Genomic DNA, 25,007 nt, shown 5'->3' with positions numbered 1-25,007 from the left:
AGAGCAGAGTAATAAGAGAGACGCTAGCCTGATTTTTAGCTCGGTCCGCTTACCGATTGTCGTCTTACCAGTGTTGGACTAAACATATTAGTAACTTCTGGCAGTGGCTGCGCGTGAGCTAGAGCCAGCGCCAGCTCCGCAGCTTGCTGAGCCATGGTGACAATAGGATATCGCACTGTGGTCAGGCGTGGACGAACGTAGCGTGATACCAGTACGTCATCGAAACCAATCAGCGACATCTCTTCCGGTACACGCACGCCGTTATCGCTCAGTACAGCTAGTGCACCAGCAGCCATTGCGTCGTTATAGCAAGTTACGGCGGTAAAATTACGGCCACGTCCCAATAACTCAGTCATCGCTTGCTCACCCCCGATTTCATCTGGTTCTCCTAGTGCTACTAGCCGATCATTGTAAGGTAGGGCGTATTCACTCAGAGAGTCGTAATAGCCCTGAAGTCGATCTTTAGAGTCAAAAATTAGATGCGTCGAACAAATAAAGGCAATATTCTGATGCCCTTGCTGGATAAGATGGCGCGTCGCTAGCCAGGCGCCATAGCGCCCATCAAGTACGATACAGCGCTGCTCAAGGCCTTTCAGTAGTCGGTTAAGTAACACCATTCCCTGCACCTGCTTCATTAGTACTTGTAGTTCGGTGTCAGGAATTTTTTTCGCGTGTACCACTAGCGCTGAGCAGCGATGACGCATTAGTTGATCAATTGCTTGACGTTCCTTTTGTTCATTATGATAGCCATTGCTAATCAACAAGAATTTGCCGTTTTTTCTGGCTACCCCATCAACTGCCTTAACTATTGCTCCAAAAAAAGGATCGGAAACATCGCTAACTACCAGCCCCAAAGTCTCAGTAGATTTCTGCGCAAGTGCTCGTGCATGAGCGTTAGGATGATATTGTAATTTTTCCATTGCTTTACTAACGGCTTGACGCGAGTTTTCGCTAGCTTTAGGCGAATTGTTAATCACACGGGATACTGTGGCAACGGAAACACCCGCCAACCTAGCAACATCCTTTATTGTAGCCATGCGTTATGACATTTCCTGGGGAAAACGTTTACATATGCTAGCATGTGTTAAGGAAAAGTTGTCTTACATCCAGTAAGTAGAATGGATGTATTGTCGCAAAACTGGACAAAATTAAAGGGTAATCCTGTGCCAGGATGACAGAGTTTCTGGTTTTTCTCTTACTTTTTTTAGTCAAAGAAGTAAGAAGGTATAAGCATTATCTCTAGCACGCTGGAATATTTAACTATAGTGTTGAAGAGGATTAGCTACTGGCAGCTCATCCTATTACGGGATGATAGTTAGATTATGATCTAAAATATTATTGTTGTTTTGTCCATCAGTTCTATCTGTACCGCTACCAGCTAGATCACAGCGGATAAAGAAGGTCATTATTCAAAATAATGGCTCTACCAAAGTAACGATCTACTCTAATTCACCTTAGAGCTGTGCGTCCTAATTCATGAGCACATAATTTCTTTAGCTATTTGTCTCTCCTAAGATAAGAGGCAATTGACTCTAATTAATTTATTAATCTGTTTCTACAGAACAGTAGGCTTAAAGACGCACTCTTGTTAATTTCCTCGTAGAATCGATAGCTGACAGTATCTATGTCAGCTTTTTATAAAGCCATACGCAGTAACGGTAAAGAAGTAATTCTTAACGAAGTCAGTCTTACTTGGTAATCCTCTAGTGATCGTAATCACTTATCACGCACCTAACGGTAGTAAGGTCATATTAGCGGATAAAAATAGACTCTGCTCTGATTTTTTTTACAATCAACCCACCACCCAGTGGGTATCAATACGTTAGCCTCCTGACACACCAATTGGGACATATTCAACGAACCAAAATACAGCAAGAATTTAGTTCAGGCAAACAGTGTATTTTATGTTAAAGACGCAGTAAATCAGCAGAGCTGATAATAGCTCGATTGCTTAGCTCAATTTTTAAACCTGAAAGCAGCGTACTAGGTATTTCCTTACAGCAGAGAACACTTCACGATCCATATAGGAAAGTTTCTATAAAATGTTTTTAGTGTCGAGGGTACGGAAGCATTAACGCGGTAAGCCGCGTATAATGTGCTGCGGGCATGATGGCGCATGTAGTTAACTTGCGTAAACGGCAATTTATGTTGCTGTGGCAGGAGAGGGTATGGTTGCGGTCAGAAGTGCGCATTTAAGTAAGGCAGGAGAGTTCGCTCTTGATCAGTGGATCGCCAGTCTTGGTATCGCTAATTTGCAATCATGTGAACGTCTCGCTGGCACTTGGCACTATTGTAAAGTGCAGACAAAGAAACACCCTGATCAGTCGCTTCTTCTGTGGCGTGGTATTGAAATGGTGGAGATTTTATCCATGCTTAGCATGGATATTGAAAGCTCCTGTGCAGCTATGATCTTTCCTCTTGCCGATGCAGAAGTGGTGAGCGAAGAGGAGCTGAGTAAAACCTTTGGTAATGGCATCGTTACCATAGTGCACGGCGTGCGCGATATGGATGCGATTCGTCAGCTTAAAGCAATTCATAATGATTCGAGCTCTAAGCAGGTGGATAACGTGCGCCGCATGCTGCTGGCAATGGTGGAGGATTTCCGCTGTGTAGTAATTAAGCTAGCAGAACGCATTATGCGCTTGCGCGAAATGAAATATGCGCCGGAAGATGAGCGTGTGTTGGCAGCGAAAGAGAGTACAAACATTTATGCCCCACTTGCTAACCGACTTGGGATTGGTCAGCTAAAATGGGAGCTAGAAGATTACTGTTTCCGCTACTTACATCCTGATGAATACAAACGTATTGCCAAGCTGCTGCATGAGAGACGCATTGATCGTGAGCAGTACATCGAAAATTTCGTAGACACGCTGCGCAAAGAGATGGTTAAGGAAGGAGTGTGCGCTGCGGTTTACGGCCGGCCTAAACATATTTACAGCATCTGGCGTAAAATGAAAAAGAAGTCATTGGCGTTTGATGAGCTTTTTGACGTGCGCGCGGTACGCATCATCGCCGATCGTTTGCAGGACTGTTACGGCGCGCTCGGTATTGTGCATACGATATATCGCCATCTGCCTGCAGAATTTGACGACTATGCCGCTAATCCTAAACCAAACGGCTATCGATCTATTCATACTGTGGTGCTCGGACCAAAAGGTAAAACTGTTGAAGTTCAAATCCGTACCCGTCAGATGCATGAAGACGCCGAACTAGGTATTGCTGCACACTGGAAGTATAAAGAAGAACCGAACAGCGGTAGTGTGCGTGGTGTTTTCTGGCATGAAGAGCGCATTGCCTGGCTTCGTAAGCTGATTGCTTGGCAGGAAGAGATGTCTGACTCTGGCGAAATGCTGGAAGAGGTGAGAAGCCAGGTATTCGACGATCGCGTTTACGTCTTTACCCCTAAAGGTGATGTGGTAGATCTACCTGCATGTTCTACTCCTCTTGACTTTGCTTATCATATTCACAGTGATATCGGTCACCGCTGCATTGGTGCTAAAATCAGCGGACGTATCGTACCTTTTACTTATCAGTTGCAGATGGGTGATCAGGTTGAAGTTATCACCCAGAAACACCCAAACCCAAGTCGCGACTGGCTGAACCCAAATCTCGGTTATATCACCACCAGCCGAGGGCGTACTAAAATTCATCACTGGTTCCGCAAGCAGGATCGTGACAAGAACATCGTTGCAGGTCGTCAAATTTTAGATAACGAGCTGACCCAGCGTGATATTTGCCTACGCAAAGCGGAGAAGCTACTATTACCGCGCTATAACTTCACTTCGTTGGATGATCTTCTGGCGGCGATCGGCAGCGGCGATGTTCGCTTGAACCAGATAGTTAATTTCTTACAATCCAAATTCAATAAGCTGAATGTAGAGGAGCAAGATCGCGAGGGGCTACGTCATTTGAAAAGCTATTCACCACCCTCGTGTAAAGAAAATAGTCACGTGGTAGTGGAGGGGGTAGGTAACTTGATGCACCATATTGCGCTTTGCTGTCATCCTATTCCAGGAGATGATATCATTGGCTTTATCACCCGGGGACGCGGTATTTCCATACATCGATTTGATTGTGACCAGTTAGCTGAGCTGGGTGAGCACGCACCGGAACGTATTGTCGATGCAGTATGGTGCGAAAGCCATTCTATCGGCTACTCTCTAGTAGTGCGAATCACCGCCAACGATCGCAGTGGATTGCTGCGGGATATCACTACTATTCTTGCTAATGAGAAGATCAATGTGTTGGGTGTGTCCAGTTGCAGTGATACCAAAAAGCACATGGCTACCATTGATATGGAGATTGAAATATATAACCAGCAGGTGCTGGGTCGCGTGCTATCGCGTCTGAATCAGGTACTTGATATCATCGACGCCCGGTGTCTACACTGATTTTACGGAATGGGCTGTACTCTTATCTTTCTTTTCTTCTTTCCTATAATACTAAAAGAACTTGCCATAGGTTCACTCTATCGCCTGTTCTTGCCATATTGGGACAGTGCTGGGGGAGTGCTTATAAAATTAAGAAACGTTGCCATACTTCGGCTTTGACTAGATAGCAACTTGGTATGATAGTGGAAAGAAAGTGCACGAGGTGATGAATGACATAATATACGAAATGCAGCAGGAAGTAATCGATTCGCAGAATCTGGAGAAAATATACGCTCTGTTTTTTATGTTCTTCGCTGTGATAAATTTATCTTAATGTTCTAGATAGCAAGGCACAATATGTATGCCAAAAATCCAATGATAAATATGATAGTTGTTTCCTAGTGGTAGAAAGTTCCCGATTATCAATGTAAAGAGCGTAAATAGAAACTATTTGGCTGCTCTAAATTAGATAAAAGATACTTGGTAATCAGGTTAATACAGAATAAAAGTACTGATGATTTGAGAACCTCATTTTATGTGTGTTAATCATGTTTAATAGATTAGTTCAAAAAATAGAAGCTACCTGTTGTGTTACCTGTCGCAAGATGACGGGAGATGGTAATAATTCATAGGCGGTTGACATAGGATTCATGTACTGTATTCCCTTCTGTGTTAATAAGCATACATTCAAATAGTTAGGTTAAGTATGATAACAAACTATATTTTTGTGACTGGAGGGGTTGTTTCCTCTCTAGGTAAAGGTATTGCCGCAGCTTCCCTTGCAGCCATTCTGGAAGCACGTAGTCTCAACGTAACTATCATAAAGTTGGATCCTTATATCAACGTCGATCCTGGTACGATGAGTCCTATTCAGCATGGTGAAGTATTTGTGACTGATGATGGTGCAGAAACTGATTTAGATTTGGGCCACTATGAACGCTTTATTCGCACTAAAATGACACGTTATAACAATTTCACTACTGGAAGTATCTATTCCGAAGTGCTACATAAAGAGCGGCGAGGTGATTATCTTGGTGCCACAATTCAGGTTATTCCACACATTACTAACGCCATCAAAGAGCGTATTATTGAAGGTGGTGAAGGTCATCAAGTGGTTTTGGTAGAGATTGGTGGTACAGTAGGTGATATTGAGTCGTTGCCGTTCCTAGAAGCGATCCGCCAAATGGCAGTTGATGTTGGACGAGATCATATCATGTATATGCACTTAACTCTGTTGCCTTATATGACATGTGCAGGTGAGGTGAAAACTAAGCCGACCCAACATTCAGTAAAAGAGTTGCTTTCAATCGGCATTCAGCCGGATGTGTTGATCTGCCGTTCCGATCGTACTGTGCCCACAAACGAACGAGCCAAGATCGCGCTCTTTTGTAATGTACCAGAAAAAGCGGTTATTTCACTAAAAGATGTTGATTCCATCTACAAAATCCCGGGTCTTCTTAAATCACAGGGTCTGGATGGATATATTTGCCAGCACTTTAACCTTAAAGTTCCAGAAGCCAATTTATCTGAATGGGAACAAGTAATATATGAAGAAGCAAATCCAGGCGGGGAAGTCGCCATTGGTATGGTCGGTAAATACGTTGAACTACCAGATGCGTATAAATCTGTCATTGAAGCATTGAGGCACGGAGGACTAAAAAATCGCTTGATGGTTAATATCAAGCTGATTGACTCGCAAGATGTCGAGACACGTGGCATCGAAATTTTAAAAGATCTGGATGCAATTTTAATTCCAGGCGGTTTCGGTTACCGTGGTGTAGAAGGCAAGCTCATAACTGCACAGTACGCGCGTGAAAATCATGTGCCTTATCTTGGTATATGTCTAGGTATGCAAGTTGCGCTTATGGAATTCGCACGTAATGTCGCTGGGATGGAAGGTGCTAACTCTACTGAATTTGCGCCAAATTGTAAATACCCGGTAGTGGCATTAATCACTGAGTGGCGCGATGAAAATGGTAATGTTGAACATCGTAGTGAAAACAACAGCCTAGGCGGTACTATGCGCCTTGGAAGCCAGCAGTGTCAACTGACGCTCAATAGTAAAGCACACCAGCTTTATGGTTCTATAACTATCGTTGAACGCCATCGCCACCGTTACGAAGTCAACAATCTACTGCTAAAACAGATTGAAGCCGCGGGACTGCGTATTACCGGCCGTTCTGGAGAAGACCAATTAGTTGAAATAATTGAAATTCCAAACCATCCTTGGTTTGTAGCTTGTCAGTTCCATCCGGAGTTTGTATCAACACCACGTGATGGTCATCCGCTATTCGTTGGCCTCGTTAAGGCCGCGCAGGATTATCAAAAACGTTTAGCGCATTAAATTTTGCAAATACTTGCACATTTTTTGAGTGTTATTTGTTTAAGTTTTGACTGAATTTGTATTGAGGACAATCAGAATGGCTAGAATTGTTAAAGTTATCGGTCGCGAAATTATCGACTCCCGCGGCAACCCCACTGTAGAAGCAGAAGTGCATCTAGAAGGGGGTTTTATTGGTTTAGCATCAGCGCCGTCAGGGGCTTCTACTGGTACACGCGAAGCGTTAGAATTACGTGACGACGATCAATTTCGTTTTCTAGGCAAAGGCGTCACTAAAGCTGTTGCTGCTGTTAACGGTCCGATTGCTAATGCAGTGAAAGGAAGAGACGCGAATATTCAGGCTATCATTGACAAAATTATAATTGATTTAGACGGTACTGACAATAAATCTCAATTTGGCTCTAACGCTATCCTAGCGGTTTCTCTAGCCGTGGCGAAAGCGGCAGCGATCTCTAAAGGTCAGCCGCTGTACGAGCATATTTCTGAGCTAAACGGCACGCCTAGCAATTTCTCCATGCCGCTACCGATGATGAACATCATCAATGGAGGCAAACATGCTGACAATAACGTCGACATTCAGGAATTCATGATTCAGCCGGTGAGTGCATCCAGCGTGAAAGAAGCAATTCGCATGGGTTCTGAAATTTTTCATCATTTAGCGATTGTACTGAAAGATAAAGGTTTAAATACTTCAATTGGTGATGAAGGTGGCTATGCACCTAACTTAAGCTCTAATGCTGAAGCACTGGAGGTTATCGTTGAAGCAGTTAAAGCGGTAGGATACAAGCTAGGCAAAGACATCACACTAGCCATAGACTGTGCGGCTTCTGAATTCTATAAAGACGGCAAGTATATCTTAGCTGGGGAAGGCAATAAAACTTTTAACTCTGTAGAGTTCACTCATTACCTGGAAGATTTGACCAAACAGTATCCGATCGTCTCTATCGAAGATGGCCTAGACGAGTCAGACTGGACAGGATTTGCTTACCAGACAAAAGTGCTGGGGGAAAAAATTCAGTTGGTGGGAGACGACCTTTTCGTAACTAACACTAGGATCCTAAAAGAAGGCATCGAGAGAGGCATCGCCAATTCTATTTTGATTAAATTAAACCAAATTGGTTCTCTGACCGAAACTTTAGCTGCGATTAAAATGGCAAAAGATGCTGGTTATACAGTGGTGATCTCACACCGTTCAGGTGAAACAGAAGACACTACTATTGCTGACCTAGCGGTTGGTACCGCCTCAGGACAAATCAAAACCGGTTCTATGAGTCGTTCCGACCGTGTTGCTAAGTATAATCAGCTAATCCGTATTGAAGAAACGCTGGGGGCAAAAGCGCCTTTTAAAGGTCTGAAAGAAGTAAAAGGTCAGCTATAATCTGACACAGTAACACCGTTTTATTATAGTGTTGCCTAATGAAACTTCCTTAAAGGCGGAGTTTTTTCTTTTTATGACGTCTAGAAAGTTACAACTTGTAGTTAGTTGAGCTACATGGCAACTCTGCCATAATCAGCGTCATGTTTTTTAGTGAATTAGTAATGCAATATCCGATTAACGAAATATTCCAGACGTTACAGGGTGAAGGATTTTATACCGGTGTGCCAGCTATCTTTATCCGTTTACAAGGATGTCCAGTAGGATGTAGCTGGTGTGATACTAAACATACTTGGAAGAAACTATCCAATCGAGAAACAGTTTTAGAAGATATTCTAGTAAAAAAAGTGGAAAGCGACACATGGGGTAATGCTGATGTTATGCAGCTTATTAACACTATTCAGCATCAGGCTTGGACCGCACGTCATGTAGTGATCACTGGTGGAGAGTCGTCTATTTACGACTTGCGTCCTCTGACCATAGCACTAGAATTACAAGGTTTTCAATGTCAGATAGAAACTAGCGGTACTCATGAAATATCCTGCTCTGAAAAGACATGGGTTACGGTTTCGCCGAAGGTAAATATGCGCGGCGGCTATGGTATTGTAGCTCAGGCACTGCAACGTGCTGATGAAATAAAACATCCTGTATCTCGTCAGCGAGATGTAGAAGCACTGGATATATTGTTAACAACCATAAAGAAGGATAGCAAAGAACGCATTATTGCGTTGCAGCCCATCAGCTGCAACGCAGAGGCGACAAAACTTTGTATTAAGACCTGTATTGAACGCAACTGGCGTTTGTCGATGCAGATTCATAAGTATCTTAATATTAAATAAGAGTAGAAGAAAAGGAGGAGGAGTATCATTTGCTGCGCTTTTAGCAATGAAACGCGTTTTTAAGCTCGTTATTTGCTGTTTCAGCGTCTTAAAAAATATATCTTTCCGCTTTTGTGCGGCCATTATGGTAGTATACTTATGAACTTAGAAAAGGTCTATATCCCTTTTTGTTCATTAACTTTGCTGTCGCTATTCACCATCTTCACAACGTCAATGGGACATAATTTGTATAGAGTGCCGAGATGTGTGGTTGATGATATATAGAAGAAATTAAGGCACAGACATTATTTTCAGCCCAGTGAAGGGGCATAGTTAGCCTAGATAAAGTATCATGATTAAGCCTTTCATGTAGGCTTCATATTTAACTGCTTGCTTGTTTGCAGCCTTATTAATAATGTAATAAGGAATTACGTGCATTTTTAGTTTGAAAAATAGATCAAGGTTTATGCTTGATCTACGGTATCATAATTTATGAATAATGAGTAAAAGTTTTACTTCGTAGGTGATTATTTATATTTTAAATGTAGAAACAATAGCATAGAGGCTTCAGATTAAGGACAACAACAGAATATTATAAAAAAGTAGTATGGTGATGAAAATTGGCACGAAGGTAGCCTTAGTTCAGAAGCTCAGCCTTTATATACGCAACCTGCCGTACAGGTCTCTTTGAGTATTACCGCACTAAGCTCAGATAGGTGCGGTTTCATTTTATCCCAAATCCACTTTGCTAGTATCTCACTAGTAGGATTAGAAAGTCCTTTAATTTCATTAAGATAATAGTGATCAAGACGATCGTAAATAGGCTTGAATGCTGCCTTCAGTTCAGCAAAATCCATCATCCATCCGGTATGCGCATCCATTTCACCGGTGATTTCTACTCTTACTGTAAATGAATGGCCATGCAGGCGGCCGCATTTGTGCCCTTTCGGGACGTTAGGTAAGTAATGAGCGGCTTCGAACTGGAAATCTTTAAACAGTATAGTAGACATAACGACCCTCACGCTAAAGAATATGGCATTCTATCTGGAATTTGACATTTTTGCACTACAGTATTTTTTGTAGCAGTTTTAATGCTGCGCTTTATTTAAAAAAATCATTATTTAAAAAAATCATTTAGTAATTTTGGTTATTTATTATATCGAAGTCGTATTTAATAGTTAATACACAGGTCGGTAACCTACCCTTTCTTCCCGGTTCTTAACGGTACTGATCTCAGATACTGGATTTTTTAACACGATGACGACTCAGGAACACCTAGGTTCTTTACTCCCACTTAACCCGGAGCAAATTGAGCGCTTACAAGCGGCGACGGCTGGCTTTACTCCCGTTCAGTTGTTATGGCTCTCTGGTTACTTTTGGGGAATGGTCAATCATCAGATGCCCAGCATCTTCTCGGTTAGTGCACCGGCTTCGTCGGAGATACCAGTAATCAAGTTAATTTCGGCCTCGCAAACCGGTAACGCAAGGCGTGTAGCAGAACAATTAAGAGACGATCTGCAAGCAGCACAGTTGAATGTTACACTTTTTAACGCGGGTGATTATAAATTTAAGCAAATTGGTCAAGAGAAATGGTTGATTGTGGTGATATCTACACATGGTGAAGGAGAGCCACCGGAAGAAGCGATGGCGCTGCATAAATTCTTAATGTCTAAAAAAGCGCCAAAGCTTGATGGCGCTGCCTTTGCGGTGTTAGGTCTTGGCGATATTTCTTATGATTTTTTTAGCAAGGCCGGTAAAGATTTTGATAACAGGTTAGCAGAGCTAGGGGCAGAGCGCTTGTTAGAGCGCGTAGACGCTGACGTCGATTTCAGTGCCGTTGCAGCAAGCTGGCGCAGAGCACTAGTCAAAGTACTAAAGAAACGTGTGCTAAGTGAGTCGCCACTGCAGCCGAGCGTTCCTGTAGTAGGAAGTATTAATGTTAATAAAGTGCATGATTCGTATACTAAAGAATCACCGTTAATCGCCAGCTTTGCGGTAAACCAGAAAATTACCGGCCGTCATTCTGATAAAGATATACGCCATATCGAAATTGATCTAGGCGATTCTCCTCTGCTTTACTATCCAGGAGATGCATTAGGTGTTTGGTATGAAAATGATACTGCGCTGGTAATGGAACTCCTGAGCTTACTATGGCTGCAAGGCAACGAGCCAGTACAGATTAACAATAAAATGATACCTCTCACAGAGGCATTACAAAAGCATTTTGAATTGACTATCAATACCGCACAGATTGTCGAGCAATATGCCACACTGTCGCGTAACAAAATCCTGCTGGCGTTGGTGGAGGAAGGTAAGGATAAATTGCAACACTATGCACAGCATTTCCCCATTGTGGATATGGTGCATAATGCGCCGACCAAACTTAACGCCAAGCAACTGACTACATTGCTGCGTCCGTTGACACCTCGTCTCTACTCTATCTCCTCATCTCAGGCGGAGAATAAAACTGAAGTGCATATTACAGTTAGCGCAGTGCGATTTAACATCAACGGCAAAGCTCGTGCAGGTGGTGCCTCAAGTTATCTAGCTGATCGTCTGGAAGAGGATTCGAAGATACGTATCTTTATACAGCATAATGATAATTTCCGACTACCTGATAATCCTGATGCGCCAGTGATTATGATTGGGTCAGGGACCGGAATCGCACCATTCCGGGCCTTTATGCAACAGCGAGATAACGACGGCGCTAATGGCAAAAATTGGCTCTTCTTTGGCAATCCGCACTTTACCGAAGACTTCCTCTATCAAGTTGAATGGCAACAATACGTAAAAAATGGTCTGTTGACTAACATCGATCTGGCTTGGTCACGCGATCAAGAAAAAAAAATTTACGTACAGGACAAAATCCAAGCTAAAGGAGCAGAAGTATGGTCCTGGATTGTTGAGGAGGGCGCTTATCTTTATGTTTGTGGTAATGCCAACCGTATGGCGAAAGATGTCGAGAATGCGTTGTTAGATATAGTGGTCAAACACGGTGTAATGGATCGTGAAACAGCCGAAGAATTTTTAAGTGAGTTGCGCATTAAGCGCCGTTATCAAAGAGATGTTTATTGATGAACAAGAAATACTCTGGACCGCTAGTTATAAAAGGAAAAATGGTTGATGCCGAACGTCTTAAAAAAGAAAGTAATTATTTACGTGGCACTATTCTGGAAGACCTAAACAATGGCCTTACAGGTGGCTTCTACGGCGATAATTTTCTACTGATCCGATTTCACGGCATGTATCAGCAGGATGATCGCGATATCCGCGCTGAGCGCACTGAGCAGAAACTAGAACCACGCCACGCCATGATGTTGCGCTGCCGTCTGCCTGGAGGAGTTATTACACCTCTTCAATGGCTTGCGATTGACAAGTTTGCTACAGAGAATACCCTCTACGGTAGTATACGTCTAACTAACCGTCAGACCTTCCAATTTCATGGTATCCTAAAGAAACATGTCAAGCCGTCGCACCAAATGCTGCACACAGTTGGTCTTGACGCGTTAGCGACCGCCAACGATGTAAACCGCAACGTGCTCTGCACATCAAATCCAGTGGAGTCTGCTCTGCACCAAGAAGTCTACGAGTGGGCAAAGAAAATTTCCGAGCATCTGCTACCCCGCACCCGTGCGTATGCAGAGATTTGGTGGGATGAAGAAAAAATCGCCACTACCGATCAGGAGCCTATCCTTGGCAAAACTTATCTACCTCGTAAATTTAAAACGACAGTAGTAATTCCGCCTCACAATGACGTGGATCTACATGCTAATGATCTTAACTTTCTTGCAGTCTCTGATAAAGGAAAACTGATCGGATTTAACATGCTAATTGGCGGTGGCTTGTCTATTGAGCACGGGAACAAAAAGACATATGCGCGTACTGCCAGTGATATTGGTTATCTGCCTCTACATAAAACATTAGACGTCGCAGCCGCTGTAGTAACTACACAGCGCGACTGGGGAAATCGCACTGATCGTAAAAATGCTAAAACAAAATATACGCTGGAGCGTGTCGGTGTTGAGACATTTAAAGCGGAAGTTGAAAGGCGTGCCAATTTTACTTTCGAGCCGATTCGTGACTATAATTTTACCACTCGTGGCGACCGTTTTGGTTGGATCAAGGGCATCGACAACAAGTGGCACTTGACGCTATTTATTGAGAATGGTCGCTTACTTGATTACCCAGGACGTCTGCTCAAGAGCGGTATCGCAGCAATTGCTCGCGTGCATAAGGGCGATTTCCGCTTGACGGCGAATCAGAATCTGATCGTTGCGGGTGTACCAGAAAATGAAAAGGATAAAATTGAGGTGCTTGCGCGTGATCACAACCTGATGGATAGCGTAACTGCTCAACGCGAGAACTCAATGGCGTGTGTTGCATTTCCTACCTGTCCGCTAGCGATGGCGGAAGCTGAGCGTTTTCTTCCTACTTTTGTTACAAAATTAGAAGAAATTATGTACCGCCACAGCATGAGTAAAGAGCACATAGTGCTACGAGTAACCGGTTGTCCCAACGGGTGTGGTCGTGCCTTATTAGCTGAAATTGGTCTCGTGGGAAAAGCACTAGGACGTTATAATCTGTATATCGGTGGTAACCGCATAGGAACACGCATTCCACGCATATATCGTGAAAATTTCACTGAAAGCGATATACTCGCTAGTATTGATGAACTGGTGGCACGTTGGTCGCAGGAGCGTCGTGGCTCCGAAAGTTTTGGCGACTTCTCGATCCGTGTAGGCATCGTCAAACCGGTGGTAGACCCAGCACGGGATTTCTGGGATACGGAAGTAGTATGAGTCAGTTCAACCTCACAACACTAAGTAAAATGGATAAAAGCGACCGAATAATGGCATTAGCTGCAACCAATGCGCAGCTGGAACATAGCTCAGCAGAGGAACGCATCAATTGGGCATTGAAAAATCTTCCAGGTTCCTTCGTTCTTTCTTCAAGTTTCGGTATTCAAGCCGCAGTCTCCTTGCATTTAGTAACACGCCAACACTCTAATATTCCGGTATTACTTATCGATACAGGTTACCTGTTTCCTGAAACTTACCGCTTTATTGACAAGCTAAAAGATGAACTAAGTCTTAACCTGAAGGTATTCCGTGCTGAAATTTCAACAGCATGGCAGGAAGCTCGCTATGGTAAACTATGGCAGCAGGGTGTAGATGGCATTGAGCATTACAACCAGATTAACAAGGTTGAACCAATGAACCGTGCGCTTCAGAAGTTGGGCGTGCAGACATGGTTCGCTGGCCTACGTCGCGATCAATCTGGTAGCCGTGCTAGTTTATCGGTGCTTAGTATACAGCATGGCGTCTTTAAAGTATTACCGATTATTGACTGGAGTAATCGCCACATTCATCAATATTTAAAACAGCACAATTTACAGTACCATCCGCTATGGAATAAAGGCTATTTGTCGGTGGGTGATACTCACACAACTTGCAAATGGGAACCTGGAATGTCGGAAGAAGATACGCGCTTCTTCGGTCTGAAGCGTGAGTGCGGTTTACATGAAGACTAATTTATATAGCAAAGTTTCTCTTTTATTAGAAAGATGCCCACTTACATTATTTGATTTCCGTTACGCTTATAACATACTCTAGCACGTTTATAATGTGTAGCGTTATGCCCTTATTACCAGTGTTATAATCAAATTATTTTCCACGATTTACGTCCCTCATAATACACCATTATATTACCTGCGTATAAATCTATTAAGTGTAGATGTAATAATGATGATAGAATGGAAATTCTTTATTGAAAAAAAATGGTTGAATAAGATTCAATAAATATTTATCTATTCACTTTAGGTGTTTTTAGTTCATCTGGCAATGGCTCAAAACTTTTCAGCAAACCTAGTTATTTTTCGTGCGCAATAGCATCATCGTCTCAGCAACTAATGTTCGAGACTAAAAATTATTATTTGATCGACACTAATGCTTAGTGTCTTACAGGAAATATTTGAATGGCTTTTTTGAGTTAATTGTCTCACATACTTGACGGAGAGCACTTTCTAGCACACCCCTCTTACAAATTAGTAGGTAGTAGCTAGGATTACATTTTCTATGCTGTTATAGTCGGGTGGCATTCAAGTTTCCAGATATACCACAATCAGGAACCGGAGTGGTTTACATATTCCATTATTTTATCTCAGCGTTGCGTACTGTCAGCTTCACGCTAATAACTGGTAGTGAGCTACGGTGGTATAACTATTAAAGAACGGGGGGGAATGTGCACCACTGTCGTAAATTCTCTTAGGAAGTGAAGTAACGATATATCGATACAGTAAAGCTGCTATTCGGTAACTTATCTCGGTCATAGTTATTCGGCTTTAGTCGTGAAACATACAAAACAATACTAAAATTTAATAAAAATGCAGCTAGATGTCATAATCGAATGTTATTCAAGAAAATTTCTATGCCATTACCTATTGTAATATTCTATTTGCTAACTACTCATTCCAATTTAAAATTTCATTAATCGGAAAAGCACCACGTATAGTTGTATTAAATAACATTTACAATACTAAGGTTATCGTGGACTATCTGCCTATTTTCGCTGATCTTAAAGGTCGGCCGGTACTGGTTGTAGGCGGCGGTGACGTCGCGGCACGAAAAATCGAGCTTCTATGTCGCGCTGCTGCTCTAGTTCAGGTAGTTTCTTCTGAACTCTGCACAAAACTGCAAGTATTGCATCAAACACAGCAAATTGAATGGTTAGCCACTGAGTTCGATCCAACACATTTGGATGCAGTATTTTTGGTAATAGCTGCTACTAACGATCATCTGCTTAACCGTCGGATTTATAGTGAGGCGAACATCCGCTACAAACTGGTGAATATAGTGGATGATCGGCCGAAGTGCAGCTTTATTTTCCCCTCTATTGTGGACCGCTCGCCTTTTGTAGTTGCTCTCTCTTCCAGTGGCACCGCCCCTGTACTGGCACGCATGTTTCGTGAAAAATTAGAGGCGCTACTTCCTACGTGTTTAGGTCAGATGGCGTCTGTTGCAGGAGGTTTTCGCGATATTGTCAAACAGCGCTTTAACCGTATATCTGATCGACGTCGTTTCTGGGAGCGCGTCTTCTATAGCCTGTTCACGAACCAAAAATCTGTCGGCAATATTGATGAAGCGATTCATACTCTACAGTGCGAATTGCAGGCGGATCTAAATAGTGAAGGGGAAGTTATTTTGGTTGGTGCGGGTCCCGGTGACAGCGGCCTATTAACACTACGCGGTCTTCAAATGATGCAACTGGCAGACGTGGTACTCTATGACTATTTAGTCAGCGACGAGGTGCTGAATTTAGCACGTCGTGATGCCGATCGCATTTGCGTCGGCAAACGTGCTGGAGTGCACTCAGTGCCACAGGAAGAGACTAATTGCCTGCTAGTAGAACTTGCTCGTAAAGGTAAGCGCGTCGTACGTCTAAAAGGCGGAGATCCCTTTATCTTTGGGCGCGGTGGTGAAGAACTGCAGGCGGCACAGGAAGCAGGAATTCCGTTTCAGGTAGTGCCAGGAGTTACAGCAGCGACGGGCGCTACCGCATACGCTGGTATTCCTCTAACGCACCGCGATCATGCTCAGAGCGTGTTATTTATTACTGGTCACTGCCGTACCGACGGTGATGGCATTGATTGGCCTTCATTAGCTCGTGTGCGTCAAACTTTAGCGATCTACATGGGAACAGTCAAGGCAGCGGAGATTAGCGAAGGGCTGATACGTTACGGCCGTGATGCTGAAACACCGGTCGCAGTGATTGGTCGTGGCACGCAACAAGATCAGCATGTACTCACCGGTACATTAGCACAACTTGAGATGCTAGTTGCTGTCGCTCCGACCCCGGCACTGTTGGTGATCGGGGAAGTAGTGAACTTGCATGAGCAACTGGCTTGGTTTCAATCTTCTAATAGAAGGCGAAACTTCAGTCTGCCGTTGTCAGCCTGGCTTGAGGAAAAATCATGAATAAAAAAAGATTTGCTCATTCTCATTTAAGTCAGTTAGAGGCGGAAAGTATTCACATCTTTCGTGAAGTTGCCGCAGAATTTAACAATCCAGTAATGATGTACTCCATTGGTAAAGATTCGTCGGTCATGCTTCACCTAGCGCGCAAGGCCTTCTTTCCAGGTAAATTACCGTTTCCGCTATTACATGTAGATACAGGTTGGAAATTTCCTGAGATGTATGAGTTCCGCGATCGAATCGTCAAAGAAATAGGGGTAGAACTTCTGGTTCATCGTAATCCGGAAGGAGTGGCTATGGGAATCAATCCTTTTATACACGGTAGCGCCAAACACACCGACATTATGAAAACAGAAGGGCTGAAGCAGGCACTAAATAAATATGGCGTTGATGCAGCATTCGGAGGGGCACGCCGTGATGAAGAGAAGTCGCGTGCAAAAGAGCGTATCTATTCATTCCGTGACCGCTTTCATCGCTGGGATCCAAAAAACCAGCGCCCGGAGCTATGGCGTAACTATAATGGACAGATTAACAAAGGCGAAAGCATCCGTGTCTTCCCTCTTTCAAACTGGACTGAGATCGATATCTGGCAGTATATTTTCTTAGAAAACATTGAGATCGTGCCGCTCTATCTCGCCGCGCTACGTCCGGTGCTGGAGCGTGAAGGTATGTTGATGATGGTGGTGGATGATGACTGTGTTGTTTTGCAGCCCGGTGAGGCAATAAAGCAGCGCATGGTGCGTTTCCGTACACTTGGCTGCTGGCCACTTACCGGCGCGGTAGAATCTCAAGCACAGACGTTGCCAGAGATTATTGAAGAGATGCTGGTCTCCGCTACTAGCGAACGTCAGGGCCGCGTGATTGACTGCGATCAAGCTGGTTCGATGGAACAGAAAAAACGTCAGGGTTATTTCTGAGGAGAATCAGATAATGAATACTGTTATTGCACGACAGATTACCGCTCATGGTGGCGTAGAGGCTTGGTTGAATTCACAACGGTATAAAGGTTTGCTGCGTTTTCTTACCTGTGGTAGTGTCGACGATGGTAAAAGCACACTGATTGGCCGCCTGTTGCACGACACTCGCCAAATTTACGAAGATCAGCTCTCATCACTTCGTAGCGATAGTAAGCGCCATGGTACCCAAGGAGAGAAACTTGATCTAGCGCTTCTGGTGGATGGGTTACAGGCCGAACGTGAGCAGGGTATTACGATCGACGTAGCTTACCGCTACTTCTCTACAGAGAAACGCAAATTTATAATTGCTGATACACCGGGACATGAGCAGTACACCCGCAATATGGCGACCGGTGCTTCGAACTGTGACCTAGCGGTTCTGCTGATCGACGTGCGTAAAGGAGTATTAGATCAAGCACGTCGCCATAGTTTTATTTCGACACTATTTGGTATTAAGCATGTAGTAGTGGCGATCAATAAAATGGATCTAGTAGAATACAGACAAGAGATCTTTGAGAGAATCAAACAGGATTACCTCGATTTTGCAGTACAGCTGCCGGAAGGCCTAGATATTCGTTTTGTACCGATATCGGCCCTAGAGGGCGATAACGTCGTGATGCCGAGTCAGAATATGTTGTGGTATAGCGGCCCGTCACTACTTGACGTATTAGAGACTGTTGTAGTAGAGCGTGTAGGAGATAATGAGCAGATGCGCTTTCCTGTGCAGTATGTTAATCGTCCGAACTTAGATTTTCGAGGCTATATTGGCACCTTATCTTCCGGAGTGATAAAAATTGGTCAGCGTATTAAAGTGTTGCCGTCTGGCGTAGAATCAACGGTTGCACGCATTGTCACCTTTGATGGCGATTTGCAGGAAGCAGGCGCGGGTGAAGCTATTACCTTAGTCCTAGATGATGAGATTGATATCAGCCGCGGCGATTTGCTGGTTGAGAGTGACGTAAAAATAGATTTAGTATACTCTGCAATGATCAACGTGGTATGGATGGCGGAGCAACCGCTCCAGATAGGGCAAAGCTACGACGTGAAGATCGCTGCAAAAAAAACACGTGGTCGTGTGACAAAATTAATCCATCAAATTGAGATTAATTCTCTGAAGAGTAGAGCTGCTGAAATATTGCCTCTCAACGGAATTGGGTTGATTAAGATCATTTTCGATGAACCTATGGTGCTGGACAAATATCAGCAGAATCCAGTAACGGGCGGGATGATATTTATCGACCGCTTGAGCAATGGTACTGTAGGTGCTGGCATGATCCATCAACCGTTGAGAGGTACTGTGCGGCACGATGAAAATGTGGTATGGCATCATCATACGGTAACGTCTATCGCGCGCGAGCAACAACACGGTCACCGAGGTGTGCTGTTGTGGTTTACCGGTTTATCTGGATCCGGAAAATCAACAGTTGCTGGTGCACTAGAACATGCTCTTCACCAACTTGGCGTTAGCACTTATTTGCTAGATGGTGATAATGTGCGCTACGGTCTTTGCCGTGACCTCAGCTTCAGCGATGCAGACCGCAAAGAGAATATCCGTCGCGTCGGGGAAGTGGGGAAGTTAATGGTTGATGCTGGTCTGGTGGTCCTAAGTGCATTGATCTCACCATATAGTGCTGAACGTCAGATGGTGCGTGAGCTACTTCCTGAAGGGCGTTTTATTGAGGTGTTTGTCGATACACCTCTGGCAGTTTGCAAGGCGCGTGACCCTAAAGGATTATACAAAAAATCCTACGTTGGTAAATTACTTAATTTTACTGGAATTGATAGCGCTTACGAAGCCCCGGAGAGCCCTGAAATGCGGTTATCTGGTGAACAGTCGGTTACAAACATGACCTGTAAATTATTAGATATGCTCCACTGTAACAATATTATATTTGCTTAAACCGAAAGGCGGTAAATTGAAGTTGATTTACCGTTTTAGCGTAAACAGCGGCACATATGCATAATATTACTTTCTTGCTGTTCTACAAATATTAACTTACTTCTGAAGAGCCTTCCTTATTACTGTCATATGATACAGGTATGTTCCTTTCTTCAGATATACTCTAGCAGTACCTCTATATTATATAATTCCAATAAAAGTTTTTCTTTTTACTTAACTTTTCTTGGCGCCATTGCCGTGTAGTCATTCTATATGGATGATTTGCGTCACTATAATATTTATAGTGGTAGGTGGTAGTTTGTATTTTATGACTGCTTTTTTCTTTTATCCGGACGCTTATTTTCCTAATTATAAGAAAGTACAGACACCTTACCAAGGTAATTTATTTTCACTGCTAAAGTGGAATTCTACGTAATATTATGGAATGGGTAATCTGCTTACGGGGGGGTGATGATTAAATTGACATTACTGCTACTGGTGCTATTTAGCTGGCTGCAATATTCACTCTGGCTAGGTAAAAACGGTATTCATGACTACATGCGTATCAACAGCGAAGTTACAGTACAGCAGACAAATAACGAAAAACTCAAAGCACGCAACAATCAACTATTTGCTGAAATTAACGATCTCAATGGTGGTTTTGAAGCGCTCGAAGAACGCGCTCGTAATGAGTTAGGCATGATCGCGCCTGGAGAGACTTTCTATCGTCTGGTTCCAGGTTAAAATAAAAATAACAATCACGATACACAAAACTGATAGTAATAATGTATGAATACGCTTTTTTGCCCCTGCAGGGTGATTGCCGTGGTACCGGCTGCCGGGATCGGTAGCCGTATGCAGGCTATGTGCCCTAAACAGTATCTTACAATTGGTCAGTACACACTGTTAGAACATAGCATTGCACGTTTGTTTTCTCATCCTGTGATTAAGCAGGTTATCGTTGTATTGAGTACAGATGATACCCAGTTCTCTTCACTATTACTGGCGCGCGATCCGCGCATCGTGAGTGTCATTGGTGGGAATACACGCGCTGAGTCAGTTCTAGCAGGTCTGCGTGCCGCGCATAACGCAAGTTGGGTTCTAGTGCATGACGCGGTCCGTCCCTGCTTACAATCTGACGATCTTACACGTCTGTTGCAGGTGTGTGAAATTAGCCATGTTGGTGGTATTCTAGTTACGCCCGTTCACGATACCATTAAACGTGGAAAACCAGGAGAAGCTGCTGTTGCCTACACTGTGAGGCGCGAAAATCTATGGCATGCGTTAACACCGCAGTTTTTCCCGCATCGTTTACTTACCAAGTGTCTAATACGAGCGATGAAAGAGGGCGCAAATATCACAGACGAGGCTTCCGCACTTGAATATTGTGGCTATAGTCCGATATTAGTCAGCGGACACAGTAATAACATTAAGGTCACACGGCCAGAAGATCTAGCACTAGCGGCGTTTTATTTAACTCAGATGCAGTTAAAGGAGAGCACATGATGCGTATTGGTCATGGTTTTGACGTTCATGCTTTTGGTGGCGAAGGACCACTAATGATTGGTGGTGTGCAGATTCCATTTAAGCAAGGATTCATCGCTCATTCTGATGGCGATGTAGCACTGCATGCGCTTACTGATGCTTTGCTGGGTGCCGTAGCAATGGGCGATATTGGTAAACTTTTTCCCGATACTGACCCGGTTTACAAAGGCGTTGACAGTCGTAGTTTGCTGCGTGAAGCTTGGCAGTGTATAGCGAAGAAAGGACATCTTATTGGTAATATTGACATCACTCTAATCTGTCAGGTGCCAAAAATTTTGCCGCATGTGCCACAGATTCGAATTAATATTGCTGAAGATCTATGCTGCCTTATAGATCAGGTTAACGTCAAAGCGACCACTACTGAAAGACTGGGTTTTACAGGCCGTGGCGAAGGTATAGCTTGCGATGTAGTAGTACTTTTACTTAAGTCGTATGATACATAATATTATAGATTAAGTTTTTCTACATGATGAGAGACGCGGGATTTATTCCAGTACAATAATCAGTTACAGAAAAGTTAGCACAGATTAGTATCTACTAAGGATTATTCGCAAAACTGAAACATACTATGCATAGTTCTCATGAGAAAGGAAATGAGTCTACCAATGACATTGATAGACCGACGTGGTGTAGCACAGATTCATCTATTTTGGTATTATATGACACTGACGAGCAAGTCTCATCCTTAGTTGGCTTACATTCTGAATTGTAAACAATACGGACACAAAATTAAAGATACGGCAGAGATTAACTTCATGATCTGCATATACCAGGTTTGCCACTTAAGTACATCAAAGGTATTTACAGGCTGTATGATAGTGTCCATTATCCCGTTAATTATATAATTAATTAGTAGGATCCAGACTGTAGAGTTATTCTCCATGATTAATAAATTAGGGACAAAATTTGATACAAAATCGGGAACACAGGTTACTACAGTGAATTAATGATATCCTACTTTGTCAGCTAGATATCATTAATTTATTTTATAAATAAATATACTGACATGTTGCTGGAACATTTAATACAGAAAAAGTATTTGTGGGTTATATATGTGAACAATATATGCACGCGACACTTCTTATTCAACTGTAACATGGTGGCCAAAAGCTATAATCTCCATGTTTATATATTGTAGATTAGCAATGGGTCAAGTTTTAGATATACAATCCTGACATACCTACTTATTACATGTATTTCGTCGAGTACATAAAAGGGTTGTAGTAGCAGGTGAAGAGTCGCCTTACAAATTTGATCAAGATATTGACTTTTCAATAACTGCCATTCTCACCTAATTTAATTAGGTGAGAATGGCATGATGGTGTGATTCTGTGGTAAAAAATAATTAGGAGAGAGAGCAGGTGTTTGAAACTTTTGCACCAGCTAATGCAGTCATATAGTAGTAGTGGAAGAGGTTGTGATTGAATACACCATTTTATGGTAATCCACTCTGAGATTTTATCTACGTATTTCTTCAAAATTACTGCAAGATATTATCTTTTTGATTTTTCACTATGCATTTTACCAAAAAAACTTATTTTTCAACGTGATTGAAATAATTCAATGCTTGTATTTTAGAAAATAGCTTTATTAACGTTTGCATTTACGGGGGAATAATGAGTACAGGAAGCCCAGTATTGCAGTTATGCCGTTTTGCGACGCTTTTTCTGTTAGAATTTTGGCTGGTAGGTTGTACCTCAACTAACAACGTGCAAGCACCTATTAGCCAAGTTGGAGATAATAACGCTGGTAGCGTTATGTTGAATATGGCAAGTAGAAGAGTTCCTTATAGAACGAGTCAAAATAATATAGGTAGCAGTAGTAGTAATATCGTAACGCAAAATGGCCATATTGTTTACAAGCGTACTTATTGGAATATTCCGAAAGATGGTTACACAGGAAAAACTTATACCGTAAAATATGGTGATACACTTTTTTATATCGCCTGGATAACAGGAAATAATTTTCGTGATCTGGCGAAGCGTAACGACATTCCGGCCCCATACGCTCTGAACATGGGACAGATATTACAGATCGGTAACGGAGCACGCCATGCGATAATAACCAGCGGTAATGCAATTACCGCTGTGGACATAACACGGGACCGTGTAGTATCGACCACGCCGCAAATTAAACTACCCCCTGTTGCACAGCAACCCGTTATTACGTATTCTGGTAATTTAAGTAGCTCTACTAGTAGTAAAGTGCTGGTATTAGGGAAAAAAAACATTGCAATAACATCATCACCTTCCGTAGTTACCGCACCATCCATGACTAGTAGTATAAAGAACGGTCCAATGTTAATTAGAGGATGGCGTTGGCCAGCAAACGGAGAGATTATTGATGACTTCTCTGGCGCTGAAGGGGGCAATAGGGGTATTGATATAGCTGGATTACGTGGACAACCTGTTGTTGCTACCGCATCTGGGAAGGTAGTATATGCGGGCAATGCGCTACAGGGTTATGGCAACTTGATCATTATTAAGCACAATAATGATTATATCAGTGCCTATGCTCACAGTGATATGATGTTGGTCCACGAATTACAGGAAGTGAGAGCAGGCGAAAAAATTGCTACCATGGGCAGTACTGGAACCAGTTTAGTGAGATTACATTTTGAAATTCGTTACAAGGGGAAATCCGTAAACCCGTTGCGTTATTTGCCGCAGCGATAAACCTGTAGGACCCTGCTATTCTGCCTGGGGATTACAGGTAGGAGCCGCTTATGAGTCATAATACGCTGAAAGTAAACGAGTTACATGAAGATACGGAGTTCAATGAAAACGGAGCTGAGATTTTTGATGAGAAGTCCCTTGTTGATAATGAACCTATTGATAACGACATATCAGAAGATGAATTGTTATCGCAATGTGCGACGCAGCGTGTTCTAGATACAACGCAGCTTTATCTCGGGGAGATAGGTTATTCTCCTCTATTAACAGCAGAAGAAGAGGTATTATTCGCTCGTCGTGCGTTACTTGGTGACAATAATTCTCGTCGCCGTATGATTGAGAGTAACTTACGGTTGGTAGTGAAAATTGCCCGTCGCTATAATAATCGTGGTCTTGCGCTGCTTGACTTGATTGAAGAGGGCAATCTCGGTTTAATCCGTGCTGTTGAGAAGTTTGATCCTGAACGCGGGTTCCGTTTTTCAACTTATGCCACTTGGTGGATCCGTCAGACCATTGAAAGAGCGATTATGAACCAAACTCGTACCATTCGTTTGCCAATTCACATCGTCAAAGAACTGAATGTTTATTTGCGTACTGCGCGTGAACTTTCTCATAAACTCGATCATGAGCCAAGTGCAGAAGAAATAGCGGAGCAGCTCGATAAACCTGTTGATGATGTTAGCCGTATGTTACGTCTTAATGAACGTATTACTTCAGTTGATACGCCACTAGGCGGCGATTTTGAAAAAGTTCTACTAGATATTCTAGCAGATGAGAAAGATAATGGACCGGAAGATACCACGCAAGATGACGATATAAAGCAGAGCATTGTAAAATGGTTGTTTGAATTAAACGCTAAGCAACGTGAAGTGTTAGCCCGTCGTTTCGGCCTACTAGGCTATGAAGCTGCAACATTGGAGGATGTGGGTCGTGAAATTGGTCTAACTCGCGAGCGTGTACGTCAGATTCAAGTGGAAGGATTACGTCGATTGCGTGAAATGTTGCAGACACAAGGTCTCAACATTGAAGCACTGTTTCGTGAATAACTTAACAAAAATCTTTTTAATTCGCATTAGGCCAG

The 25,007-nt window shown here is 43.0% G+C and carries 17 protein-coding genes; 15 read left to right on the top strand and 2 right to left on the bottom strand.

Translation table 11 applies throughout. From position 1 onward, the window contains the following. Nucleotides 1-35: 35 nt before the first annotated feature. On the bottom strand, nucleotides 36-1,037 hold the full coding sequence (gene galR / locus FD729_RS03105; RefSeq protein WP_159931826.1) for an HTH-type transcriptional regulator GalR: 1,002 nt from the start codon (nucleotides 1,035-1,037) through the stop codon (nucleotides 36-38). A 1,131-nt stretch (nucleotides 1,038-2,168) separates the two neighbouring features. On the opposite strand from galR, the gene relA reads away from it, so the two are divergent. From relA to queE, 4 genes are all read left to right on the top strand, one after another. Next, the gene (gene relA / locus FD729_RS03100; protein WP_159931825.1) at nucleotides 2,169-4,391 is read left to right on the top strand and encodes a GTP diphosphokinase; all 2,223 of its coding nucleotides are present in this window, start codon (nucleotides 2,169-2,171) and stop codon (nucleotides 4,389-4,391) included. Between the two features lie 685 nt (nucleotides 4,392-5,076). Beyond that, a complete protein-coding gene (pyrG, locus tag FD729_RS03095; RefSeq protein WP_159931824.1) occupies nucleotides 5,077-6,714 on the top strand; it encodes a glutamine hydrolyzing CTP synthase in 1,638 nt (545 codons plus the stop codon). Nucleotides 6,715-6,790: 76 nt separating this feature from the next. Continuing rightward, nucleotides 6,791-8,089 carry a phosphopyruvate hydratase gene (gene eno, locus FD729_RS03090; protein ID WP_159931823.1) on the top strand — a complete coding sequence of 433 codons (1,299 nt, stop codon included), beginning with the start codon at nucleotides 6,791-6,793 and terminating at the stop codon, nucleotides 8,087-8,089. Nucleotides 8,090-8,250: 161 nt separating this feature from the next. Then, the gene (queE, locus tag FD729_RS03085) at nucleotides 8,251-8,925 is read left to right on the top strand and encodes a 7-carboxy-7-deazaguanine synthase QueE (RefSeq protein ID WP_159931822.1); all 675 of its coding nucleotides are present in this window, start codon (nucleotides 8,251-8,253) and stop codon (nucleotides 8,923-8,925) included. A 629-nt stretch (nucleotides 8,926-9,554) separates the two neighbouring features. Here queE and queD read toward each other — a convergent pair. Next, nucleotides 9,555-9,914, bottom strand: coding sequence for a 6-carboxytetrahydropterin synthase QueD (gene queD / locus FD729_RS03080; protein ID WP_159931821.1), 360 nt, complete (start codon nucleotides 9,912-9,914; stop codon nucleotides 9,555-9,557). A 247-nt stretch (nucleotides 9,915-10,161) separates the two neighbouring features. Here queD and cysJ point away from each other — a divergent pair, with 247 nt between their 5' ends. From cysJ to rpoS, 11 genes are all read left to right on the top strand, one after another. Then, nucleotides 10,162-11,979 carry an NADPH-dependent assimilatory sulfite reductase flavoprotein subunit gene (gene cysJ, locus FD729_RS03075; protein WP_159931820.1) on the top strand — a complete coding sequence of 606 codons (1,818 nt, stop codon included), beginning with the start codon at nucleotides 10,162-10,164 and terminating at the stop codon, nucleotides 11,977-11,979. Beyond that, a complete protein-coding gene (gene cysI / locus FD729_RS03070; RefSeq protein ID WP_159931819.1) occupies nucleotides 11,979-13,703 on the top strand; it encodes an assimilatory sulfite reductase (NADPH) hemoprotein subunit in 1,725 nt (574 codons plus the stop codon). The genes cysJ and cysI overlap by 1 nt, the downstream gene beginning before the upstream one ends. Beyond that, nucleotides 13,700-14,434 carry a phosphoadenylyl-sulfate reductase gene (locus FD729_RS03065; RefSeq protein ID WP_159931818.1) on the top strand — a complete coding sequence of 245 codons (735 nt, stop codon included), beginning with the start codon at nucleotides 13,700-13,702 and terminating at the stop codon, nucleotides 14,432-14,434. The genes cysI and FD729_RS03065 overlap by 4 nt, the downstream gene beginning before the upstream one ends. 1,015 nt (nucleotides 14,435-15,449) lie before the next feature. Continuing rightward, nucleotides 15,450-16,877, top strand: coding sequence for a siroheme synthase CysG (gene cysG, locus FD729_RS03060; protein WP_159931817.1), 1,428 nt, complete (start codon nucleotides 15,450-15,452; stop codon nucleotides 16,875-16,877). After that, on the top strand, nucleotides 16,874-17,791 hold the full coding sequence (cysD, locus tag FD729_RS03055; RefSeq protein WP_159931816.1) for a sulfate adenylyltransferase subunit CysD: 918 nt from the start codon (nucleotides 16,874-16,876) through the stop codon (nucleotides 17,789-17,791). Before cysG ends, cysD begins: the two co-directional genes overlap by 4 nt. A 13-nt stretch (nucleotides 17,792-17,804) precedes the next feature. Next, nucleotides 17,805-19,730: a sulfate adenylyltransferase subunit CysN gene (gene cysN / locus FD729_RS03050; RefSeq protein WP_159931815.1), complete on the top strand. Its 1,926-nt coding sequence runs from the start codon at nucleotides 17,805-17,807 to the stop codon at nucleotides 19,728-19,730. 450 nt (nucleotides 19,731-20,180) lie between these two features. Continuing rightward, nucleotides 20,181-20,453: a cell division protein FtsB gene (gene ftsB / locus FD729_RS03045; protein ID WP_159931814.1), complete on the top strand. Its 273-nt coding sequence runs from the start codon at nucleotides 20,181-20,183 to the stop codon at nucleotides 20,451-20,453. A gap of 45 nt (nucleotides 20,454-20,498) precedes the next feature. Beyond that, the gene (ispD, locus tag FD729_RS03040; protein WP_159931813.1) at nucleotides 20,499-21,215 is read left to right on the top strand and encodes a 2-C-methyl-D-erythritol 4-phosphate cytidylyltransferase; all 717 of its coding nucleotides are present in this window, start codon (nucleotides 20,499-20,501) and stop codon (nucleotides 21,213-21,215) included. Then, entirely contained in the window at nucleotides 21,215-21,697 is a 483-nt protein-coding gene (ispF, locus tag FD729_RS03035) for a 2-C-methyl-D-erythritol 2,4-cyclodiphosphate synthase (protein WP_159931884.1), read from the top strand. Before ispD ends, ispF begins: the two co-directional genes overlap by 1 nt. A 1,173-nt stretch (nucleotides 21,698-22,870) precedes the next feature. Next, complete coding sequence (nlpD, locus tag FD729_RS03030; RefSeq protein WP_159931812.1) at nucleotides 22,871-23,929, top strand: murein hydrolase activator NlpD; 1,059 nt, start codon at nucleotides 22,871-22,873, stop codon at nucleotides 23,927-23,929. A gap of 50 nt (nucleotides 23,930-23,979) precedes the next feature. Continuing rightward, nucleotides 23,980-24,972 carry an RNA polymerase sigma factor RpoS gene (gene rpoS / locus FD729_RS03025; protein WP_159931811.1) on the top strand — a complete coding sequence of 331 codons (993 nt, stop codon included), beginning with the start codon at nucleotides 23,980-23,982 and terminating at the stop codon, nucleotides 24,970-24,972. Nucleotides 24,973-25,007: the final 35 nt, after the last annotated feature.

Source organism: Pantoea sp. Nvir, assembly GCF_009829915.1.
In the GTDB taxonomy this organism is placed as follows: Bacteria; Pseudomonadota; Gammaproteobacteria; order Enterobacterales; family Enterobacteriaceae; genus Pantoea.
Note: the sequence above shows the minus strand (reverse complement) of the source record. Positions and strands in the feature narration are given on the sequence as shown.